Raw genomic sequence first — 20,762 nt, 5'->3', positions numbered from 1 at the left:
GGGCTGCAAAGGCGGATTCGAAAGACAACGGGGTGGAAATTAAGCGCCGGACAGGCTACGTGAACTGCGCAACCACACCCGAAGAGGCCCGATTTGTCTGCGATCCTGAAACGCAAATTAGACCCCGCGTCAGAGCGTAAGACCAATGCAGATTTGGTGTTCCAAGACCTGCGCGAACAGATTGTTTCGCTGGAACTGATGCCCGGCACCAAGATGTCTGAGGTTGAAGTCGCAGATCGGTATGGCGTGTCCCGTCAGCCCGTCCGCGAGGCGTTTACACGGCTAAGTGCGCAGGGGTTTCTGCTGATCCAGCCGCAAAAAGCGACCGAGGTCCGGCGCTTTTCCTTGCCGGACATTCGCGCCGCCCGGTTCATCCGTCTTGCGGTCGAACTGGAGGTGCTGCGCTGTGCCTGCGCCAATTGGTCTGACGATCACAGCCCCGCGTTTGAGGTCAATCTTGCGGCGCAGGAAAAGGCCACGGCCGAGAATGATACGCTGGCATTCCACACGCTGGATGGTGCCTTTCATGAACTGATTTCTGAGGTTGCGGGGCGGCCCTATGCCTTTGACGTGGTCGAAAAATGCCGTGCCTTGGTGCACCGGATTTGCGTCCTCAGCCTGCGACGTTTGCAGGAAATGGAAGAGCTGACGCGCGACCACCGGGCGCTTTACGATAGCATTCGAACCAATGACCCCGCGCAGGCCGAACAGTTGATCCGGCGGCACTTGACACATATCGATCAAACGATCGATGCTGTGCATGTCAATCACCCCGATTTGTTCGAGAATTAATCCAAGATGTTGATATTTAATGATTTAATAAACTTTACTCAAACTAGTAACCTAGTATCCTGACCCCCGGAATCATAGGGAGGTCCGATATGAACCTGAAAACGACTTTTGCCGCTGCTGCGGCTCTGGCGCTGGCACTGCCTGCAATCGCAGGTGCGGAAACGTGGCGCGGCTGGAACATTCACCCCGAAGGCTACCCCAACACCGTGGCGCTGGATCAGTTCGCCGAAGAGGTTGGCGCGAATTCGGATCTGACCATTCAGGTGTTCCACGGCGGCGTGCTTGGCTCGCAGCCCGATGCGATTGAGCAGGTTCGCAACGGTGCGCTGGAATTCGGTCAGTTCAACATGGGGCCGATGGGCCCGATCATCCCGACGACGAACGTGCTGTCGCTGCCGTTCATTTTCTCGGGTGTGGATCACATGCACAAAGCTATGGACGGCGATGTGGGCCAGATCTTTGCCGATGCGATGGAAAAAGAGGGCCTTGTCCCGCTGGCATGGTACGACAGCGGCTCGCGTAGCTTCTACAACTCCAAGCGTCCGATCATGGCTCCCGCCGATGTGCAGGGTCTGAAACTGCGCGTGATGAACAACGACCTGTTCGTTGACATGGTCGCGCAACTGGGCGGCAACGCAACGCCGATGGCCTTTGGCGAAGTGTATCAGTCGCTGAAAACCGGCGTGATCGATGGCGCGGAAAACAACTATCCGTCGTATGAATCGACCGGCCATTTCGAAGTGGCGGGCTTCTATTCGATCACCGATCACCTGATCATCCCCGAGTGTATCTGCATTTCGACGGATGCCTGGAACGCGCTGGACGAAGCCACCCAAGCCGTGGTCAAGACCGCTGCCCGCAATTCCGCCGACACCCAGCGCAAGCTCTGGGCCGAGCGTGAAAAGGAAAGCCGCGCCAAGGTTGAGGCCGCCGGGTCCAAGGTGAACGAAGTGGAAAACAAGGTCGCCTTCCAGGAACTGATGGCCCCGGTTTACGAAGGCTTTGTATCGGCCAACCCCGATCTGGCCGCAGTGATCGAAGCCATTCAGGCCGTTAAGTAACGCTTTGCACTGTCAAAAAGGAGGGGGCGCCTTGCCCCCTTCTTGCCGTTTCAGGAGGGGCCGATGGCCACTGAACTTTCCCTGATCGACCGCGCCTTGAACGCCATTGCCTCTGTTGCGATGGGGCTATCAAGCGTTCTGATGGTCGTCTTGATTGTCATCTTCGGCTGGTTGGTCTTTGGCCGCTACGTGCTGAACGACACGCCCACATGGGTTGAACAATTGGCCCTGTTGATCGTGGTCTGGATCGCCTTTTTGGCCGCCGCCGTGGGCATCCGGCGCAACAGCCATTTGGCGGTGGACTTCATCCGCGACGCCATGCCCGGCCCACTACGCCGGGCCTGCGTCTTGCTCAGCATTGCGGCGCTTTTGTTCTTCGGCGTGGTCATGGCGTGGCAGGGCTATGTCATGTTTGAACGCACCGCACAGCGCGAAATCCCGCTTCTGGGCGTGTCCGAAGGCTGGCGCGCGGTGCCTGTGGCCCTAAGCGGCGCGATGATTGCGCTGTTCTGCCTTGATGAGCTTATCAAAACACTTCTTGCCGGAGATCGCAGCTAATGGGTCTGGTTCTACTGTTCGGGGTCTTCTTTCTGGGCCTGATTGCGGGCGTTCCCGTGGCCTTCTGCCTTGGCATCGCATCGGTCGTGGGCTTCCTTTACGAAGGTCTGCCCCTGTTTATCGCCTTCCAGCGCATTGTATCGGGCATTTCGGTCTTTTCACTGCTGGCCATCCCGTTCTTCATCTTTGCCGGAGAACTGATGCTGCAAGGCGGGATCGCGGCGCGTCTGGTGCGGCTGGCTTCCTCGGCCGTGGGCTGGATGCGCGGCGGGCTTGGCGTTGTGAACGTCGCCTCATCCATGTTGTTCGGCGGGATCTCGGGATCTGCGGTGGCCGATACCTCGGCGCTCGGGTCGATCTTGATGCCGGTGATGAAGGAAAAAGGCTATGACAGCGATTATGCCGTCAACGTGACGGTCACCTCGTCCATCGCGGGCGTCGTCATTCCGCCCAGCCACAACATGATCCTGTATGCCGTCGCCGCAGGCGGTTTGCCGATCAGCCAGTTGTTTCTGGCCGGTGTCATCCCCGGCGTTCTGATGTGCCTTTGCCTTGCGGTTGTGGCGTGGCTGGTGGCTGTGCGCCGCGGCTATCCGGCGGAACCGTTTCCGGGCCTGTCCAGCCTGATGGTGTCCTTTATCGTCGCGCTGCCGGGTCTGTTTACGGCCGTGATCATCGTCGGCGGGGTGCTGTCGGGGATCATGACGGTGACCGAGTCAGGGGCCTTTGGGGCGATCTATGCCATCGTCGTCACGGCGCTGGTTTACCGCGAACTGACGTGGCAGAACTTCAAACAGGCGGTTCTGGTCTCGGTCCGCACCACGGCAATGGTAATGATCCTTGTCGCCTGCGCCTCGGCCTTTGCCTATCTGCTGACGCTGAACCGGGTGCCTGACATGCTGGCCGGGTTTGTTCTGTCGATCTCGGAATCCGAATTCGTGATCCTGCTGCTGCTGAACCTGACCCTGCTGGTGCTTGGTATGGTGATGGACATGGCCGCATTGATCCTGATCACCACGCCGATCTTCCTGCCGATCATCGTCGATATGGGCATGAGCCCGGTGCAATTCGGGATCATCATCATGATGAACCTTGGCCTTGGCCTGACCACGCCGCCGGTTGGCGCATGTCTGTTCGTCGGCTGCGTCGTCGGCGAAGAGCGGATCGAGAACGTCGTCAAAACGATCTGGCCGTTCTATTTGGCGATCTTGGTGGCGCTGATGCTGGTGACCTATGTGCCGCAAGTGTCGCTGTGGCTGCCAACCCTGTTGCAACAATAACAAAAAGGAGCTTTGGAGATGTCCGATTTTCCAGTGGTTGAGGCCGGGCCAAATGTGCGCCGTCAGGTGCTGGCCGACAATGCGTCGCTGATGGTTGTCTCATTCCGGTTTGATGCCGAAGGGGCCGAAGGCGCGCTGCACAGCCATCCACATGTGCAATCGACCTATGTCAATTCAGGCCGCTTCCGGTTTGAGATGAGCGGCGAGCAATTCGAGGTCGGACCGGGCGACAGTTTCGTCATTCCGTCGGGCGCAGTCCATGGCTGCGTCTGTCTGGAGCCGGGCGAATTGGTGGATTGCTTCACCCCGCGCCGGGACGATTTTCTGTAACGAGTGTCCGGCCTTGGCTGGATTGGGTTAGAACGCCGCGCACAAATGGGGGTGCGCGGCGTTTTTCATGCCGCAGGCTGCGTCTCGCCGCCGGGCCGTTCCAGAAACATCGCTTTGATGCCAAGGGCGCGGGCCACGGTGTTGCCGTCCTCAGCGCCCAAGACCATCAGCGCTGTGGCCCATGCATCGGCGCTCATGCATTCCTCGGCCAGTACGGTCACCGATGCAGGCGAGGTGGTCAGCGGCGAGCCAAGGCGCGGGTTGATCGTGTGCGACAGACGTTTGTCGCCGAGTTGCACCCAGTGGCGATAATCGCCCGAGGTGGCGACGGCCATATCGGTCAGCTCAATCAACGAATGCGCGGCGCGGCGGTCGTAGTCTGGTGCCTCAATCGCAACGGGCCATGCCGTGCCGTCGGGCCGCAAGCCGATGCTGCGCAAATCACCGTCAATACCAGCGGTCAGCGCCGTGGTCCCTTGGGCCATTGCCGCCGCAATCAGGCAATCTGTGCCGTATCCCTTGGCAATGCCGCCCAGATCGAACCGGGCAGGGGCGGCTTTGCGGGCCGCCCCGCGACCCCGGTCCAGCTCAAGCACCTCATGCGCCGGGCGGTGGCGGGTTTCGGACAACAAATCGCGGGCGCGGTCCATATCCGCAGTGCCGGGGCCAAAGCCCCAAGCCCGCACCGCCGGTTCGACCGAGATATCAAACGCCCCGCCAGAGGCGCGACCGATCTGCAAGGCCCGGTCCAGCACCGTCATAATTTCGGCGGGCAGTTCGGTCCAAGCGCCGACCGGCGCGGCGTTCAGGCGGTTCAGATCGCTATCCGGTTTCCACAGCGACATTTGCGCATCGACGCGGTCAACCGCATTTTGCATGGCCTGCGTCAGCCCCGGCGCGGCATCCGCATCGGTCCAAAGCTGCGCGTGCCAGCGCGTGCCCATGGTTGCGCCGCTTAGGTCATGGCGGATCAGATCAGAACACATCTTCGACATAGCGCCCCTCTTGCCGCAAAGCACTCAGCGAACTGCCGCCGCGGGTCAGAATTCGGTCCAGCGCATCGCGCACACCCGCGCCCATTTCGCGCCCGCCGCAGACCATCACCCGCGCGCCTTGCGCGATCAGATCGGTCAACCGGTCGGCATCATCCAGCAAGGCCTGCTGCACGTAGCGCGGTTTGCTGCCGCGCGACAGGGCAAGGTCCAGCGCGGCCAAGCGCCCGTCCTTTTGCCATTGGGTCAGCTCGTCCTCATAGGGCAGGCCGTCCTGGCGATTGCGGAACCCGAAATAGAGCGCGGTTGGCCGTCTGCGGCGGTTGTCGCGGATGAACCCGGCCAAGGCCCCGATCCCGGCACCGGCACCGATCAGGATCAGCGGGGATTTGCCTGGGTCGCTATGGAAAGTCGGGTTGACCTGGACTGCGGCTTCAATGCTGTCGCCGGGCTCCAGCGCCAAAAGCTGGGATGAACACAGGCCGCCCGGTTGTTTGCGCACGCAGATCTCAATGAACCCGTCGCGGCTGCCCGAGGCCAGCGAATAGGCGCGGCTGCGTGTGTCGCCATCGGGCACGACCTGAAGCAAATCGCCCGCGCGGTATCCGGCAAAGCCGCGCGATAGCAGCCGGTCTGTCAGGCTGGGGCGCGGGCGGGCAAAGCGCAACACGGCGGTCGGCGCTTGGGCATGTTCGCCGTAGACCTGCTTGGACACCAGCCGCAGGTGTGTGGTCTGACGGGCGGGCAGGTCGTCGGTAAAACCCGTCACGTCAAAGCCCGTCACCTCAGAATAATCGCGCGCCCAATCCTCAAGCTGTTGCGGCGCTTGGCGGTCGATCTTGACCGCTTCTAGCTGCTGTTTCCAGCCACGGTCATGTACCGCTTGGGCGATCTGGCCCGCAAAGGCGCAGAAGGCGGGATAGCTGCTATCGCCAAATCCGACGATGGACACTGGCGCTTTGGGCAGTTTCGACTGGCCCGCAAGTTCGGCCAAGAACCGCGCCCCCGAGGCGGGCGCATCGCCGTCGCCATAGGTCGCCGCCATAATGACGATCGATTTTGCCGTGGCATAAGACGCGGCGGTATAATCGTTGAGCGCGGCCACATGCGCCGGAGTGCCGCCCGCCGTCAGCCGTTTGGCCAAGGCGCGGGCATAGACCCAAGTGCTGCCGCCTTCGGACCCGACCAAGATCACCACATTCGCCAGATGCGCAGGGGCATTCGCCACGCTGTCCCGGCGGCGGCGGGTTTTGCCGTCCAGCCAGATCAGCCCGCCAGTAGCCGACAGCCCAACACCGCCAAGCGAGGCAAGCCCAAGGATCAACCCTAGGAATGATGCACCCTGACCGGTGTGCAAAAGGTGCATCACATCCATCACACGCGACCAGCCATCGCGGTCCGCCCAAGTCAGCATCTCGCCCGTGCCGGGATCGACATAGCCCGCACCTGCATCGGTTTCGACCAGATAGGCTTGATCGGGCAGGCCCGTGCGGGGCAGGGTGATGGCGCGGATCTCGCCTCCGGGAATGGCTGTCAGGGCAGGCAGCTCACTTGCGGGGCTGAGGCCGGTGCTGACGCTGGTCGGCCAATCAGGATAGGGCGCGACTTCGGGGATCAGGCCAAGCGTTGACGCCCCCATCCAAAGCCCCGACACAGACGAGATGAGCAGACCAACCACCGCGAACCGCGCCAGTTTCAGATGCAGCTTGCCCGCGCCTGCGCCGCGATCCCGCGACAGCAGCTTGCGCCAGCCGCCCAGACGCCGCGCCGCCAGAAACAACCCCGAGATTGACAGCGCGATCATCGCCGCCGTGGCGATCAGCACGACGATATGGCCGGTGTCCGACAGAAACAACGCCCGGTGCAGGTTTTCAAACCAAAGCTCAACGCCGTTGGCCGTGACTGGCCCCAGAACCTCGCCATTGGCGGGGTTGATCCGCAGCTGCTCTAGACCCTCGGCACCAAATCGCACGGCGGTCATGGCGCCATTGTCATCGACGGTGATCTGCTCGGCCCCCGGTACGGACAGTTGCACAGCTTCAATCAAAGCGCCCGCGTTCAGCGGTTGCGCGGTGCGGTCGGCTGCGACAACTGGAAAGACCGACAGGATGGCCCCGGTCAGGGATACGACGATCAAGACAATGGCGGCGGCCAATCCGGCCAGGCGGTGGATGCTGCGGATCATGGGATTACATGTCGAAGGTGAAGGTGGCGATATATCCGCGCCCGGCAACGGGTTGGCCTGCGGCGGCATCGGTTAGCGGCACGATGATTTCGGCGGGGCTGCGCGGCATATGTTCGACCGCCGCATCGACGCGGATCTGATAGCCTGCGTTGATCAGCGCATCCTCAACATCGACCGTCACGCTCAGCGACCGGCCAGAGCCGACTGACGCGCCAGACAGCCCGGCGATTTCGGACGAACTGCCTTGCGTGGCGGCGTACCAGCTGCTGAGCGAGTCCCACCAGCGCGATTTGCCCGAGGCCAGCCAAAGATGGCGCACATATTTGCCGTTTGCATCCGTGATGTAATAGGCAAGATAGGCATCTTCGCCGCCATACCGGCGCATATCCGTGTCCAAGGTGATCTGCGCGGCCTGCGTCATGGCGGGCAGGGTCAGGGCGGTGGATGCGGCCAAAGCGGCGTATACTGGTTTCATAACTTGTCTCCGAGTGAGTCGGGGGCATATCCCCGGCCTGACCGGTTTTGCGCGCGAAACTGAAGCCTTCCTGAAGTGCCAAAAGATATTGCTTCAGCTTCGCTTCAGCTTGGCGTGTCATGAACCAAGACGGGATAGCAGGAGGCGAACGCAATGCGCGTTCTATTGATCGAAGACGATGCAGTGCTGGGCGCGGCTGTGGCCGACCAGATCCGTGCCGATGGGCATGGGGTGGATCATGTCACGCGCCTTGGCGATGCCGAGGCTGCGGTCACAGGCACAGCCTTCGATCTGATCTTGCTGGATCTGATGCTGCCCGACGGGCGCGGCCTTGGGTATCTGCAAACCCTGCGGGCCAAAGGCGATGTGACCCCGGTGATCATTTTGACTGCGCTTGACCAGATCTCGGACCGGATCGCCGGATTGCAGGCAGGGGCCGATGACTATCTGGTCAAACCCTTCGATCTGGCCGAACTGTCCGCGCGCATTGGCGCTGTGTCGCGCCGTTATGCCGGAAACCCAAACCCGTTCATCACCCTTGGCCCGCTAGAGGTGGATCTGGCCGGGCGCACCGTGCTCAAAGACGGTGCGGCGGTGGCCTTGACCTCACGCGAATGGGCGGTGTTTGAGGCGCTGCTGCAGCGGCCCAATCAGGTGGTCGGCAAAACCCAGCTTGAGGATGTGCTGTACAGTTTTGACGACACAATCGGGTCGAACACCATCGAAGTGCATGTTAGCCATCTGCGCAAGAAACTGGGCCGCTGGGTCATCGCAACCGAACGCGGCCTTGGCTACCGTTTGGGCAAAGCGTCATGAAAACGCCGGAAAACCTATCGCTGAAACTGCGCATCGGCTTTGTCGTCGGGGCGGTGGTCTGCGTGCTTTGGTTGGGCGCGGCAGTGATGACCGGGCGGCTTTATATCAATGAAATGTCGCGGATGATGGACCGCGATCTACGCGCCACCGCCGAACGCATCCTGCCCATCGTGCTGCATGACCTGCGCGAAGGGCGCGGGGGCGATGACGACGACGACGACCGCAAGCGCGTGGATATCAAGCGGCTGGACCGGGAAAGCGGCGACATTGCCTTTATCGTCACAACCGCCGATGGCCGCATCCTGCTGCAATCGCGCAGTTGGGTGGATCTGGCCATACCTGCGCAGCGCGGGTTTTCAACCGATGCCGTGCACCGGTTTTACGTGGATGTATCGCGCCGGTCGCAGGCGCTGATTGCCGTAGCCCAGCCCCTGCACGAGCGCAAAGAACTGGCGGTGGCCGCGATCATGGGGCTGTCATTGCCTTTGTTTGTGGTTATCCCGTTGACGTTTCTGGGTATTTTTGGCGTGGTCGGGCGCGGCCTGGCCCCGGTTGACCACCTGCGGCAGGACATGGCGCAGCGCGGGCCGAACAACCTGTCGCCAATTTCGGTGCGCAATATGCCGCGCGAACTGGTGCCGGTTGTGGCCAGCACCAACACCCTGATGGCCCGTCTGAAGGCCGCATTTGAGGCCGAACGCAGCTTTGCCGCCAATGCCGCGCATGAGTTGCGCACGCCGGTTGCCGGGGCCATTGCCCAAGCGCAGCGCCTTCAGGCCGAAAGCCGCGATCCCCAAGCTGTCGCCCGTGCCCGCGATATTGAGGCGACGCTGAAACGCCTGAACCGCTATTCTGAAAAACTGATGCAGATGGCGCGGGCCGAAGGTGCCCGTCTGCGGGTCGATACCAAGATCGACATCCGGCCCGTCGTGTCGATGCTGGTGGATGATTTCGCCCGGCAGGGCGAGGGCGAGGCGCTGCGCCTTGATCTGCCCGATCACCCGATCAAGACGGATCTGGACGCGGACGCCTTTGGCATTCTACTGCGCAATCTGCTGGAAAATGCGTTGCGTCACCGTTTGCCGGGATCGGTTGTCGATGTCCGTTTGACCGATACGCATGAGCTTTGCGTCAGCAACCTGTGTCAGCCCTTGGATGCCGCCACGCTGCAACGTGTGACCCAGCGTTTTGCGCGTGGCGACGGGGCCGGGGATGGCAGCGGGCTTGGCCTGTCCATCGCGCATGTGATTGCCGAACGCAGCAACTCAGGCCTAGAGATCACCGCGCCGCAAGATGGCGATGCCCAACGGTTCACCGTTAAGTTTACCTTCTGATCAAGTGGTGTTGCCGACAATCAGCCGCGTGCCAAAATCCTGACGCCCGCCGTCCGGCGCGGGGCGGCTTGGATCGGCCACAAACAGCGCTGCGTCGCGCCCGATCTCATAGCGCGGAGTGGCGGTGGTGGTGATGCGCTGGGGCAGGGCCTCAAGAAACGACAGCCCGTTGAACCCGGCCAAGGCCACATCCTTAGGCACGCTGATGCCTTCGGCCAGACAATGCATCAAGCCGCCGCCCGCCAGATCGTCGTTGGAAAAGTAAATCGCGTCGGGGCAGGAACGCGCCAGCAACGTGCCGGTCAACTGCCGCCCCAGCACCAGCGATGACGGATCTTCGGCGGTGATGTCATCAACGATCTGGCCGCCCGCGTCGCGGATTACGGCGGCAAAGGCCTCAAACCGTTTTCCCGCCCGCTTGTCGCGCCCCCCTTGCGAGGCGGCATAAGCGATTCTGCGATAGCCGCGGTCAAGCATGTGCCGCGCCATATCGCGGCCCGCCTCGGCCTGCGAGACACCGAAACTTGCCATGATCGGGTCGCCGTCCATATCCATCACTTCGGACACGCGGATATCGGCGGCGGCGATCATCTGCCGCACGGTGTCGGTGTGTTCAAGCCCCGCCAGCACCAGACCGCGCGGCCGCCATGACAGGAAATCCAGCACCAAGGCCTCTTCGGCCTCAAGCGAATATTCCGACACGCCGAACACCGGGCGGATGCCCTGGGTGGCCAGCGCATCGCTGATCCCGGTCAGCACTTCGGTAAACACACGGTTCTGAAGCGTCGGCACCACCACGCCCACGAGCGGCGTTGTCGTTGTGCGCATTCCGCCCGCCAACCGATTGTGAACATAGCCAATTTCGGCGGCGGCCTTCACCACCTTTTTGCGCACCTCGGGCGATATCGCGCCCGCATCGCGCATCACACGCGACACGGTCATCTGGCTGACACCCGCGCGGGCGGCAACGTCATGCATGGTCACGCGAGTGCCTGCTTTGGTCTTGCCAAACTGTTTTGTGCTCATCGGCTCTGCGGGGTGTTTCGGGGTTGGGCGAAAAGGGGTTTGGTCCTCGTATCATTTCAAAGCGGTTGCGCCAATGGACGCAAGGTCGCGCTGAGTGCGGGGGTATAGCCTCCACTTGGAAGTGCAAGAAAACGGTTGACTCATGTTTACGTAAACACAATAGATGGTATCTGTTGTTTACGTAAACAAATCTTTGGAGCGGATTTGCGTACCAACGTTGGAGTAGGCGGCCATACGGGCCGCAATGGGAGGAATAAATGACATTCAAATCTGTATTGCTGGGAACGGCGGTCGCCTTGGCCGCCGCAGGAAGTCTTGCGGCCGAAACCTATCGCCCTGAATGCTTTGCAGCGGCACCGGGTTCGGGCGAAATCAGCTATGAGGCCAAGGACGGCCCCTACAAAATCGCCTTTGTGAACGGGTTCGCGGGCAATGACTGGCGCATTCAGGCGATCCAGTCGGCCAAGGCTTGGGCGGCACGCCCGGAAAACGCCGCCAAGATCGAAGATTTCAAAGTCGTCTCGGTTGGCAATGACAGCGCCGCGCAAATCGCCGCAATCGACAACTTTATCGCCGCTGGATACGACGCGGTGACCTTCATCGCCGTGAACCCCACCGCGTTTGAGCCGGTCATCCGCCGCGCCGCCCGCGCAGGCACGGTTCTGGTGCCGTTTGACAACGTGTTGGACAGCGACAAGGTCGTGATGGTCAACGAAAGCCAGATCGGCCTTGGCCATCTGAAGGCCCAGACCGTGATGGATGCGCTTGGCGGTAAGGCCAAAAAAATCCTTATGGTCAACGGTTTGCCGGGCAATGCCACGGACCGTGATCGCCGCGTTGGCATGATGGAGGTACTGGGCCAGGTCGAAGGTTTGGAAATCGTCGAAGTCGTGGGCAACTGGGACACCGGCACCAGCCAGAAGGTCGTCTCGGACGCGCTGGCAACGCATGGGCAGTTTGACGGCGTCGTCTCGCAGCACGGTGCGGCCGGTACGATCAACGCCATGCAGGCGGCGGGTCATCCGATTGTGCCGATGGGCGTCGATGCCGAAAACGGTGTGCGGATGCTGATGGATGAGCTGAACATCCCCGGCGTTTCGGCCAGCCAATCGCCCGCGCTGTCGGCCATCGCATTGGAGGCGGCGGTTGCCCTGTTGGAAGGCCACACCTTGCCGCAGAACCTTGCTCTGCCGATCCCGCAGGTGAAGGCCGAAGATCTGGCACCGGGTGTCAACTACTTCCCGGATCTGCCGAAATCGTTCAACACCGGCACCGGCTTTGCCGAATGCTTTGAGCCGTTCACGCCCGAAGAGCTGCTGGGCCAGTCGGCTGATAACAACTGATTTGACAGGCACTTGGCCTCGGCGCGGCCCATCCGCGCCGGGGTTTTTCGTTGACGGAGGTGCAGGTGAGCCCTGACCAAAACCCAATCGTCGAGCTTGTCGGCATCAGCAAACATTACGGCGCAACTGCCGCGTTGGAGGGGGTGGATTTCGCCTGCCACGCGGGCGAGGTGCACGCCGTTCTGGGCGAAAACGGCGCAGGCAAATCGACACTGATGAAATTGATCGCAGGGGTGATCCAACCGACCGAAGGACAGGTTCGCGTCGATGGCCAGCCCTGCACCTTGCCCAACCCCGCCGCCGCCGTGGCGCGTGGATTGGTTTGTATGTTCCAGGAATTGTCCTTGGTTCCGGATTTGACGGTGCTGGAAAACCTGATGCTGGGCGCGCCCGGCACCGGGCTTGGCCGGTTGCGCCGCGACGTGGTCGCGCCCGCACGGGCCGTTCTGGCGCGGATTGATGGCGGGCATATTCGCATGTCGGCTCGCGTGGCCGACCTCAGCCTTGCGGAACGCCAGCAGGTCGAGATTGCCAAGGCGATCACCCGCAACCCGCGTCTGTTGATTTTGGACGAGGCGACCTCGGCCCTGAACGCATCGGTGGTGGACAAGGTCTTTGCGATGATCCGCGAAGAAACCGCGCGTGGCATCGGCGTTCTGTTCATTTCGCACCGGTTCCATGAAATCGAAGCGCTGGCCGATAAGATCAGCGTGTTCCGCAATGGCCGCCACGTGGACACCTTCCGCAATGGCGATTACGGCTATGGTGCGATCATTGGCAAGATGGTGGGCCAGCGCATCGACGATCTTTTCCCGCCCAAACGCAGCACCCCGCCAGGGGATGAGGTTTTGCGCCTTGACGGGTTCGGCTGGCCCGGCGGGATCGAGGATGTTTCGATCAGCCTGCGGCGCGGGGCCATCGTGGGCTTGGGCGGGCTGGACGGGCAGGGCCAATCGCGCGTGCTTCAAGGGCTGTTTGGCCTGCTGAAAGGCACGGCCGGAGAGATCCGTATCGGCGGCAATCCGGTGCGCATCGCCACGCCTGAGGCGGCGAAATCGCCCGAACTGGGCATCGCGCTGGTGCCCGAGGACCGCAAGACCGAGGCTCTGATCCTGGATCAAAGCATCGCGCGTAATCTGGAACTGGCCGCGCTTGGCGTGCCGGGCGTCGCCGCCGAAGATCCCGCGATTTATCAACCCTTTACCGACGCGCTTGAACTGAAATGCGCCTCGCTCGATCAGCCGGTCGGGCAATTGTCGGGCGGCAATCAGCAGAAGGTCGCCTTGGCCAAATGGCTGGCACTGAAACCGCGCTGCCTGCTGCTGGCGGACCCAACACGGGGGATCGACGTCAAGACCAAGACGCAGATCTATCGCTTGTTGCGACAACTGGCCGATCAAGGCACGGCGATCCTGCTGCTGTCCACCGATTACGAAGAGTTCATCCACCTATGTGATGAGACCCATATTTTCTACGATGGCCGGATCGTGCGGCACTTGTCCGGCGATGACGTCACCGCCGAGAACATCCTTGCCGCCACGATGAACATGGCCGTTTCGGAGGCTTCCCATGCCTGACTTTCTACGTTCGAACCGGCGCGAAACAATCGCGGTGGCGGTTCTGGTGCTGCTTTTGGCCTTGTACTTGGGCACACATCCGCGCGGCGCATCGACCTATGTTCTGACCATCTGGGGCAATCAATGCTTGATCCTGGCTTTGGCGGCGGCGGCGCAGTTCTTTGCGGTGATCGTGCGCGGCATCGACCTGTCGGTCGGGGCGATCATGGCGCTGTGCAATAGCCTTGCCTCGCACGTTCTTGGCGGGACCGGGATTGACCTGTTTTTCGGCTGTTTGCTGGTGGTCGGCGCGGGCCTGCTGGCCGGAGTGGTCAATGGTTTGTTCATCGTCTTTGGCCGCATTCAGCCCATCGTGGTCACGCTGGCCACGGCGTCCGTTCTGGTGGGGCTGGCGCTGATCCTGCGGCCCACGCCGGGCGGGGCGATTGACTATGATCTGGCCGATGCAATGACGCTTGATCTGGGCGGGGTTCCGAGCTCGCTGATCCTCGGGGCGCTGGTGGTGGTGGCGTTCTGGCTGCCGCTGCGCCGGACGGGGCTGGGCATGGGGCTATATGCCGTCGGCTCGTCCGAGCAGGCGGCCTTTCAATCGGGCATCAATGTGCGCCTGATCCGCATTGCGGCCTTTGGGCTGGCAGGGGTCTTTGCCGCGCTGGCGGGGCTGTACTTCAGCTTTGTGACCACCACGGGCGATGCGGGGATTGCGCCGAACTTCACGCTCAATTCCATTGCGGCGGTCGTCTTGGGCGGCGTGGCCCTGCGCGGCGGGGTTGGATCGCTGATCGGGGCGATGGCGGGGGCGTTTATCCTGAAGACCATCGGTGCGCTGATGTTCTTTTCCGGCCTGCCGCCCTTGGCGCAACCCTTTGTCGAAGGGCTGATCCTTGCGGGCGCCATTTCCATCGGCGGGGCAGATGTTCTGCGCGTGCGCAACAGACTAGAGGTGTTCGGACGATGACCAGCCTGCGACTTTCGAAACCCGACACCGACACGCTGGTGCCGTTCATCGGGGCTGTGGCCCTGATCCTGTGCGGCAGCCTTGTCTATCCGCAGTTCCTGACGCTGACCTATTTGGGACAACAGCTTCAAATCTCGGCCTTTTTGGGCGTGATTGCCATGGGTGCGACCATTGTCATTCTGCTGGGGCATATCGACCTGTCGGTGCCTTGGGTCGTGGGCGGCGCGGCGATTATGTCAACCGCTCTGGTCGGCAGTGGCGATGCGCTGCTTGGGGCAATAGCCATTCCGGCGGCCTTGCTGTTTGGCGCGTTGATCGGGGTGATCAACGGGTTTGGTGTGGCGATCATGCGCATCCCGTCGATGGTCTGGACGCTTGCGGTCAATTCCATGCTGCTGGGCGTGGCGGTGCTGAACACTGGCGGCTTCAACCCCAAGGGCGAGGCTAGCGCGACCATGGTCTGGATGGCCTCGGGCCATCTGCTGGGTCTGCCGGTGGCCTTTGTGTTGTGGATGGCGCTGACCGCCGGGCTGACCCTGTTTCTGGGTCGAAGCGGCTTTGGCCGTTATCTGGCGGCGATTGGCTATAACGAAAAGGCAACCTTCCTATCGGGCGTCGGCACGCCGCGGGTGATCTTTACCGCTTTCGCGCTGGCGGGCGCTTGTTCGGCGCTTGGCGGGGTGCTTTTGGCAGGCTATGCCAATCAGGCCTATCAGTCGATGGGCGATCCTTACCTGCTGCCCACAATCGCGGCGGTGGTGATTGGCGGCACCTCGATCCTTGGGGGGCGCGGAGGCTTGGCTGGCACCATCGGCGGGGCGCTGTTTATCACTTTGCTGACCTCGATCCTGTCGGTTATGCAAATCTCGAACGCGTGGCGCAGCATCATCTTTGGCCTGATTATCCTTGGCGTTCTATTGTTCCAAAACCTGCGCAGAAAGGCTGCATCATGACAAACCCTGGCTACCAGTCCTTTGATCCCGCCTTTGCGCAGATGATCGACACCGACACCGCGCCCGAGCTGATTGCCGAAGGCTATATCTGGACCGAAGGCCCGGTTTGGTTGGATGGGGGGCTGTATTTTAACAACATCCCCGGCAAGCAGATGCTGCATTGGCAGCCCGGCAAAGGCGTGCGCGTGGCGCTTGAGAATAGCGAATTTGCCAATGGCAACACGCTGGACACCGAAGGGCGCATGGTGTCGTGCGAACATGGCGGACGGCGGGTGATCCGGCGTCTGGACCCGAACGATCTGTCGGCGGTTGAGGTCATCGCCGACAGCTATCAGGGCAAGCGCCTGAATTCGCCCAATGACGTGGTGGTGCGGTCTGATGGGTCTGTTTGGTTCACCGATCCGCCTTACGGCATCAATTCCGACGTCGAAGGCTACCCGGCCGAGAGCGAGATCGGCGGCTGCTATGTGTTCTGCGTCACGCCAGATGGTCAGATCACTGCCACTGTCACCGATTTCGACAAACCCAACGGGCTGGCCTTTTCGCCGGATGAAAGCGTGCTTTACGTGGCGGATTCCGGCGCGATCAAAGGGGCCAGCTTTCCAGGCTTTGACTATAGCTTGCCGCATCACATCCGCGCCTTCGATGTTGATGGCACGACCCTGTCCAATGGCCGCGTTCTGGCCGAGATCGAACCGGGCGTGCCCGATGGGTTTCGGGTCGATCACGAAGGATATATCTGGACCAGCGCAATGGATGGGGTGCGTTGCCTTGACCAGATAGGGCATTGTCTGGGAAAGATCCTGATGCCCGCACCAACCGCCAACCTGTGTTTCGGCGGATCGGAGGGAACAGACATGTTCATTACGTCATCGGACAAGGTCTGGCGGGTGCGCACAAATCGCCGGGATGCAGCTCAGCTGCGACTGGCCAAAAACAAAGGAGCCTGACTTGGCCACCACAATCAAGACTGCCGTCATTGGCCTTGGGTCAATGGGATACGGCATGGCGCAATCGCTATTGCGGGCGGGGCATAGCGTTTGGGGCGTCGATATCGCGACTGCTCGGATGGATCAGTTTCGCGCTGAAGGCGGGCAGGGCAGCGCCCTGGCCGAAGCCGCCGGGGATCTGGACGCCGTGGTTGTGGTGGTGCTGAACGCCGACCAGACCGAGGCGGTTCTGTTTGGTGAAGATGGCATCGTCCCGCATCTGCGCAAAGGCGCGGCGGTCATGTCCTCGGCCACGGTTCCACCAGAATTCGCCCGCCGGATGGAGGCGCAATGCGCCGCCGCTGGCGTGCTCTACCTCGACGCGCCGATCTCGGGCGGGGCGGCGAAATCGGCGCAGGGCAAGCTGTCGGTCATGGCCTCTGGCACGGCCGATGCCTTCGCTGCATTGAAACCTGTGCTGGATGCGACGGCCGAGACGGTGTTTGAATTGGGCGATGCCGCAGGCGCGGGCAGCGCGATGAAGGCGGTGAACCAACTTCTGGCGGGCGTGCATATCGCTACCATGGCCGAGGCGCTGACCTTTGGCATGACTCAAGGGGTGGAGCCTGCCAAATTCGTTGACGTGATTTCGAAATGTGCTGGAACCAGCTGGATGCTGGAAAACCGCGCGCCGCATATTGTGGCGGGCGATTACACGCCGCATTCTTCGGTGAATATCTGGCCGAAGGATCTGGGCATCGTGCTGGACATCGCCAAATCGGCCAAGTTCAGTGCACCGATCACCGCCGCTGCCATGCAGCAATATCTGGCCGCCGCCGGTATGGGGCTGGGCCATGAGGACGACGCCGCCGTTGCCAAGGTCTATGCACGCAACGCTGGCTTGACCCTTCCGGAGGGCGACAAATGACAACGCTTTTGGGCGCAATCGCCGATGATTTCACCGGGGCCACCGATCTGGCCGGGCTTTTGGCCCGGTCGGGCGTGCGTGTCAGTCTGCGGATGGGCGTGCCCACGACGCCGCCCAAAGACACCGCCGCCTTTGAGGTCATCGCCCTGAAATCCCGCACTGCGCCGGTGGATCAGGCTTTGGCCGAAACGCAGGCCGCGCTGGATTGGCTCAAGGCCGCAGGGGCGCAGCGGTTTTTCTGGAAATACTGCTCGACCTTCGATTCCACGCCCGAAGGCAATATCGGCCCGGTGGCCGAAGGGCTGATGCAAGTGCTTGGCACCGATCAGACGATCTATTGCCCGGCCTTCCCGGAAAACGGGCGGGCGATCTTTATGGGCCATCTGTTCGTCGGGCGGCAACTGCTGTCGGACAGCCCGATGAAGGATCACCCGCTGACGCCGATGCGCCAGTCCGATCTGGTCAAACTGATTGAGCCGCAGGTGACAGGTAAGGTCGGTCTGGTGGACCGGCTTTGCGTCGCCAAAGGCCCCGAAGCGATCCGCGCCGAACTGGACCGTTTGCGCAGCGACGGCGTGGCGCATGTGGTGGTGGATGCGGTCGAAAATGCCGACCTGTACCGTATTGCCGAAGCCTGCCGCGACATGCCGCTGATGACCGGCGGCAGCGCGATTGCCATGCCTTTGCCAGACCTTTACCGCGCCGATGGCGATCTGCCCGAGGGCGCAGCCGCAGGCGCACCGCCGGTTCTGGCGGATCAAAGCATCATCCTGTCGGGCAGCTGTTCGGCCATGACCAACGCGCAGGTCGCGGCCTATCTGGAAACCGGCGCAGCGGCCTATCGACTGGACCCGCTGGCGCTGACCGAACAGGGTGCTGATCCGGTTCTGGCGTGGCTGGCCGATCAAGATCTGTCAAAGGCTCCGCTGATCTACGCCACCGCCGATCCCGACAGCGTCAAGGCCGCGCAGGCCAAGCTGGGCGTGGCCGAGGCAGGCGAACTGGTGGAACGCACGCTGTCGGCCTGCGCTGTGGCGGCACGGGACGCAGGCGCACGGCGCATCGTTGTGGCGGGGGGCGAAACCTCGGGCGCGGTGACGCAGGCGCTTGGCGTCGATCAACTGACCATCGGCGCAGAAATCGCCCCCGGCGTGCCGTGGTGCTTTGCCACCAGTGCGGGCCATGACATTGCGATCACTCTCAAATCCGGGAACTTCGGCGCGGTCGATTTCTTCAGCGGCGCCTTGGCCGTGTTGGAGGCGTCATGAGCACCGAAGCCGCCTTGCGCGAACAGATCTGTCTGCTGGCCAAGTCGATGTTCGACCGTGGCCTGACGGGCGGATCGACGGGCAATATCTCGGCCCGGACAGAAGATGGCGGGCTGCTGGTCAGCCCGACAGGCACCAGTTTCGGGCGGCTTGATCCGGGGCGGCTCAGCCGGTTTGACGCCTCGGGGCGGTTGATTGGCGGGGACAAGCCGACAAAGGAAATGCCACTGCATTCTGCCTTCTATGACACGCGGTCAACGGCTGGCGCGGTGGTGCATTTGCATTCGTGCCATTCGGTCGCCCTGTCGATGATGCCCGATGTGGATGAGGACAATTTCCTGCCGCCGCTGACGCCCTACGGGATCATGAAGCTGGGCAAGGTCAAACTGCTGCCATTCTTCCTGCCCGGTGATCCGGCCATGGGCGATGCGGTGCGCGGGCTGGCAGGCAAACGCACGGCGGTGATGCTGGCCAATCACGGGCCTGTCGTGGCGGGCAAAGACATCGAGGCCGCCTGCAACGCCATCGAGGAACTGGAAGACACCGCGCGCCTTGCGATGATGACACGGGGGATGAGCCCGCGCGGGCTGTCGCCCGATCAGGTGCAGGCGCTTGTGACGAAATTTGATGTGGAGTGGGACGTATGAAACTGTCCGCCAACCTGGGCTTTCTGTGGAATGACCGGCCCTTGCCCGATGCGATCCGGGCCGCCGCCGCCGCCGGCTTTGACGCGGTGGAATGCCATTGGCCCTATGATGTGCCTGCCTCCGAGGTCAAATCCGCGCTGGATGACACCGGGCTGAGGATGCTGGGTCTGAACACCCGTCGCGGTGATCTGAGCGTTCCTGAAAACGGTCTGTCCGCCTTGCCGGGCCGCGAAACGGACGCCCGCGCCGCGATTGATGAGGCGTTAAGCTATGCGCAGGCCATTGGCGCAGGCGCAGTGCATGTGATGGCCGGGTTTGCCAGTGGCGCCGATGCCCATGCCGCCTTCGTGGCCAATCTGGCCTATGCCTGCGATCAGGCCGCGCCTTTGGGCGTTACCATCCTGATTGAGCCGCTAAACCGCCATGACGCGCCGGGGTATTTTCTGGTCACCACCGATCAGGCGGTTGATATCATCCGCCGCGTGGACCGTCCGAACCTGAAGCTGATGTTTGATTGCTATCACGTGGGCCGCACCGAAGGCGACGTGACCACGCGCTTGGCGGCATTGCTGGGCGATATCGGGCATATTCAATTCGCATCGGTCCCCGATCGCGGCACGCCCGATCATGGGGAACTGAATTACCCAACGGTGTTCGCCGCCATCAAGGCGCTGGGGTGGGATGTGCCGCTGGGGGCCGAATACAAACCCGGCGGGCCGACCGATCCGACCCTTGGCTGGATGGCCGAGGCGCAGAAGATCTAAGCGGGCAGGGGCGCGTTCTGCGCCCCGCCCATCGCGTTACGCAGCGCGCACGTTGTCGTTTGCGGCCAGCGACTGGTTCAACGCATAGATCTGCATCGCGGCATCTGCGGCTTCACGGCCCTTGTGCACGAAATGGTCAAAGTAGAACTGTTCATGTTCAGACTTCGGCTGAAAGTGATGCGGCGTCAGCGAGACCGAGAACATCGGCGTATCGGTGGCCAGTTGCGCATCCATCAATCCCGACACAACGGCTTGGGCGACGAAGTCGTGGCGATAGATCCCGCCATCGACCACCAGCGCGGCAGCGGCAATTCCGTCAAACCGTCCGGTGCGGGCCAGTTTCTGCGCCAAAAGCGGCATTTCAAACGCACCGGGCACGTCGAAGGCTTCGACCGTTGCGCCGGGGGCCAGTTCTTCGACCCGGGCCACAAACCCGGCATAGGCCTGATCCACGATATCCGCATGCCAGCGGGCCTTGATGAAGGCGAAGGTAGGGGATTTTGTCATCTCTGGTGTCCTTTCGCTATGACAAGATCCCAGAGCACG

At 62.1% G+C, this 20,762-nt stretch carries 21 protein-coding genes; 16 read left to right on the top strand and 5 right to left on the bottom strand.

The window, feature by feature from the left end; all coding sequences use genetic code 11:
- Nucleotides 1–93 precede the first annotated feature (93 nt).
- The 5 genes from PRI8871_RS10250 to PRI8871_RS10230 all read left to right on the top strand — a co-directional run bounded on the left by PRI8871_RS10250 (nucleotide 94) and on the right by PRI8871_RS10230 (nucleotide 4,021).
- The gene (locus PRI8871_RS10250; protein ID WP_108886129.1) at nucleotides 94–792 is read left to right on the top strand and encodes a GntR family transcriptional regulator; all 699 of its coding nucleotides are present in this window, start codon (nucleotides 94–96) and stop codon (nucleotides 790–792) included.
- Between the two features lie 89 nt (nucleotides 793–881).
- Nucleotides 882–1,853 carry a TRAP transporter substrate-binding protein gene (locus PRI8871_RS10245; RefSeq protein WP_108886128.1) on the top strand — a complete coding sequence of 324 codons (972 nt, stop codon included), beginning with the start codon at nucleotides 882–884 and terminating at the stop codon, nucleotides 1,851–1,853.
- Nucleotides 1,854–1,916: 63 nt separating this feature from the next.
- A complete protein-coding gene (locus PRI8871_RS10240) occupies nucleotides 1,917–2,411 on the top strand; it encodes a TRAP transporter small permease (protein WP_108886127.1) in 495 nt (164 codons plus the stop codon).
- Nucleotides 2,411–3,691, top strand: a complete 1,281-nt coding sequence (locus PRI8871_RS10235) for a TRAP transporter large permease (protein WP_108886126.1) — start codon at nucleotides 2,411–2,413, stop codon at nucleotides 3,689–3,691. The genes PRI8871_RS10240 and PRI8871_RS10235 overlap by 1 nt, the downstream gene beginning before the upstream one ends.
- An 18-nt stretch (nucleotides 3,692–3,709) precedes the next feature.
- Nucleotides 3,710–4,021, top strand: coding sequence for a cupin domain-containing protein (locus tag PRI8871_RS10230; RefSeq protein ID WP_108886125.1), 312 nt, complete (start codon nucleotides 3,710–3,712; stop codon nucleotides 4,019–4,021).
- 65 nt (nucleotides 4,022–4,086) lie between these two features.
- Here PRI8871_RS10230 and PRI8871_RS10225 read toward each other — a convergent pair whose 3' ends face one another.
- From PRI8871_RS10225 to PRI8871_RS10215, 3 genes are read right to left on the bottom strand one after another with little or no spacing between them, the layout of a single operon-like run.
- Nucleotides 4,087–5,016, bottom strand: a complete 930-nt coding sequence (locus PRI8871_RS10225; protein WP_108886124.1) for an FAD:protein FMN transferase — start codon at nucleotides 5,014–5,016, stop codon at nucleotides 4,087–4,089.
- Nucleotides 4,997–7,198 carry a PepSY domain-containing protein gene (locus tag PRI8871_RS10220; protein ID WP_181389434.1) on the bottom strand — a complete coding sequence of 734 codons (2,202 nt, stop codon included), beginning with the start codon at nucleotides 7,196–7,198 and terminating at the stop codon, nucleotides 4,997–4,999. The genes PRI8871_RS10225 and PRI8871_RS10220 overlap by 20 nt, the downstream gene beginning before the upstream one ends.
- A gap of 4 nt (nucleotides 7,199–7,202) precedes the next feature.
- A complete protein-coding gene (locus PRI8871_RS10215) occupies nucleotides 7,203–7,673 on the bottom strand; it encodes a DUF2271 domain-containing protein (RefSeq protein ID WP_108886122.1) in 471 nt (156 codons plus the stop codon).
- Between the two features lie 153 nt (nucleotides 7,674–7,826).
- On the opposite strand from PRI8871_RS10215, the gene PRI8871_RS10210 reads away from it, so the two are divergent.
- Both PRI8871_RS10210 and PRI8871_RS10205 read left to right on the top strand, forming a co-directional pair.
- Nucleotides 7,827–8,489 (top strand): response regulator, encoded by a 663-nt coding sequence (locus PRI8871_RS10210; protein WP_108886121.1) that lies wholly within the window; start codon nucleotides 7,827–7,829, stop codon nucleotides 8,487–8,489.
- On the top strand, nucleotides 8,486–9,823 hold the full coding sequence (locus tag PRI8871_RS10205; RefSeq protein ID WP_108886120.1) for a histidine kinase dimerization/phospho-acceptor domain-containing protein: 1,338 nt from the start codon (nucleotides 8,486–8,488) through the stop codon (nucleotides 9,821–9,823). The genes PRI8871_RS10210 and PRI8871_RS10205 overlap by 4 nt, the downstream gene beginning before the upstream one ends.
- On the opposite strand, the gene PRI8871_RS10200 is transcribed toward PRI8871_RS10205, so the two are convergent.
- On the bottom strand, nucleotides 9,824–10,849 hold the full coding sequence (locus PRI8871_RS10200; protein WP_108886119.1) for a LacI family DNA-binding transcriptional regulator: 1,026 nt from the start codon (nucleotides 10,847–10,849) through the stop codon (nucleotides 9,824–9,826).
- Between the two features lie 257 nt (nucleotides 10,850–11,106).
- On the opposite strand from PRI8871_RS10200, the gene PRI8871_RS10195 reads away from it, so the two are divergent.
- The 9 genes from PRI8871_RS10195 (at nucleotide 11,107) to PRI8871_RS10155 (ending at nucleotide 20,216) form a co-directional block, all read left to right on the top strand.
- On the top strand, nucleotides 11,107–12,192 hold the full coding sequence (locus tag PRI8871_RS10195) for a sugar ABC transporter substrate-binding protein (RefSeq protein WP_108886118.1): 1,086 nt from the start codon (nucleotides 11,107–11,109) through the stop codon (nucleotides 12,190–12,192).
- Nucleotides 12,193–12,257: 65 nt separating this feature from the next.
- Nucleotides 12,258–13,769 carry a sugar ABC transporter ATP-binding protein gene (locus PRI8871_RS10190; protein ID WP_245897824.1) on the top strand — a complete coding sequence of 504 codons (1,512 nt, stop codon included), beginning with the start codon at nucleotides 12,258–12,260 and terminating at the stop codon, nucleotides 13,767–13,769.
- Nucleotides 13,762–14,727 carry an ABC transporter permease gene (locus PRI8871_RS10185; protein WP_108886117.1) on the top strand — a complete coding sequence of 322 codons (966 nt, stop codon included), beginning with the start codon at nucleotides 13,762–13,764 and terminating at the stop codon, nucleotides 14,725–14,727. The genes PRI8871_RS10190 and PRI8871_RS10185 overlap by 8 nt, the downstream gene beginning before the upstream one ends.
- Nucleotides 14,724–15,680 (top strand): ABC transporter permease, encoded by a 957-nt coding sequence (locus tag PRI8871_RS10180; protein ID WP_108886116.1) that lies wholly within the window; start codon nucleotides 14,724–14,726, stop codon nucleotides 15,678–15,680. Before PRI8871_RS10185 ends, PRI8871_RS10180 begins: the two co-directional genes overlap by 4 nt.
- On the top strand, nucleotides 15,677–16,630 hold the full coding sequence (locus tag PRI8871_RS10175; RefSeq protein WP_108886115.1) for an SMP-30/gluconolactonase/LRE family protein: 954 nt from the start codon (nucleotides 15,677–15,679) through the stop codon (nucleotides 16,628–16,630). The genes PRI8871_RS10180 and PRI8871_RS10175 overlap by 4 nt, the downstream gene beginning before the upstream one ends.
- Before the next feature lies 1 nt (nucleotide 16,631).
- A complete protein-coding gene (gene ltnD, locus PRI8871_RS10170) occupies nucleotides 16,632–17,537 on the top strand; it encodes an L-threonate dehydrogenase (protein WP_281258629.1) in 906 nt (301 codons plus the stop codon).
- Nucleotides 17,534–18,805: a 3-oxo-tetronate kinase gene (gene otnK, locus PRI8871_RS10165; RefSeq protein WP_108886113.1), complete on the top strand. Its 1,272-nt coding sequence runs from the start codon at nucleotides 17,534–17,536 to the stop codon at nucleotides 18,803–18,805. The genes ltnD and otnK overlap by 4 nt, the downstream gene beginning before the upstream one ends.
- Nucleotides 18,802–19,452, top strand: a complete 651-nt coding sequence (otnC, locus tag PRI8871_RS10160; protein ID WP_108886112.1) for a 3-oxo-tetronate 4-phosphate decarboxylase — start codon at nucleotides 18,802–18,804, stop codon at nucleotides 19,450–19,452. Before otnK ends, otnC begins: the two co-directional genes overlap by 4 nt.
- A complete protein-coding gene (locus PRI8871_RS10155) occupies nucleotides 19,449–20,216 on the top strand; it encodes a hydroxypyruvate isomerase family protein (RefSeq protein ID WP_108886111.1) in 768 nt (255 codons plus the stop codon). The genes otnC and PRI8871_RS10155 overlap by 4 nt, the downstream gene beginning before the upstream one ends.
- A 36-nt stretch (nucleotides 20,217–20,252) precedes the next feature.
- On the opposite strand, the gene PRI8871_RS10150 is transcribed toward PRI8871_RS10155, so the two are convergent.
- Complete coding sequence (locus PRI8871_RS10150) at nucleotides 20,253–20,756, bottom strand: 6,7-dimethyl-8-ribityllumazine synthase (RefSeq protein WP_281258631.1); 504 nt, start codon at nucleotides 20,754–20,756, stop codon at nucleotides 20,253–20,255.
- Nucleotides 20,757–20,762: the final 6 nt, after the last annotated feature.

The sequence above is a fragment of the Pseudoprimorskyibacter insulae genome (assembly GCF_900302505.1).
Classification (GTDB): Bacteria; Pseudomonadota; Alphaproteobacteria; order Rhodobacterales; family Rhodobacteraceae; genus Pseudoprimorskyibacter; species Pseudoprimorskyibacter insulae.
Note: the sequence above shows the minus strand (reverse complement) of the source record. Positions and strands in the feature narration are given on the sequence as shown.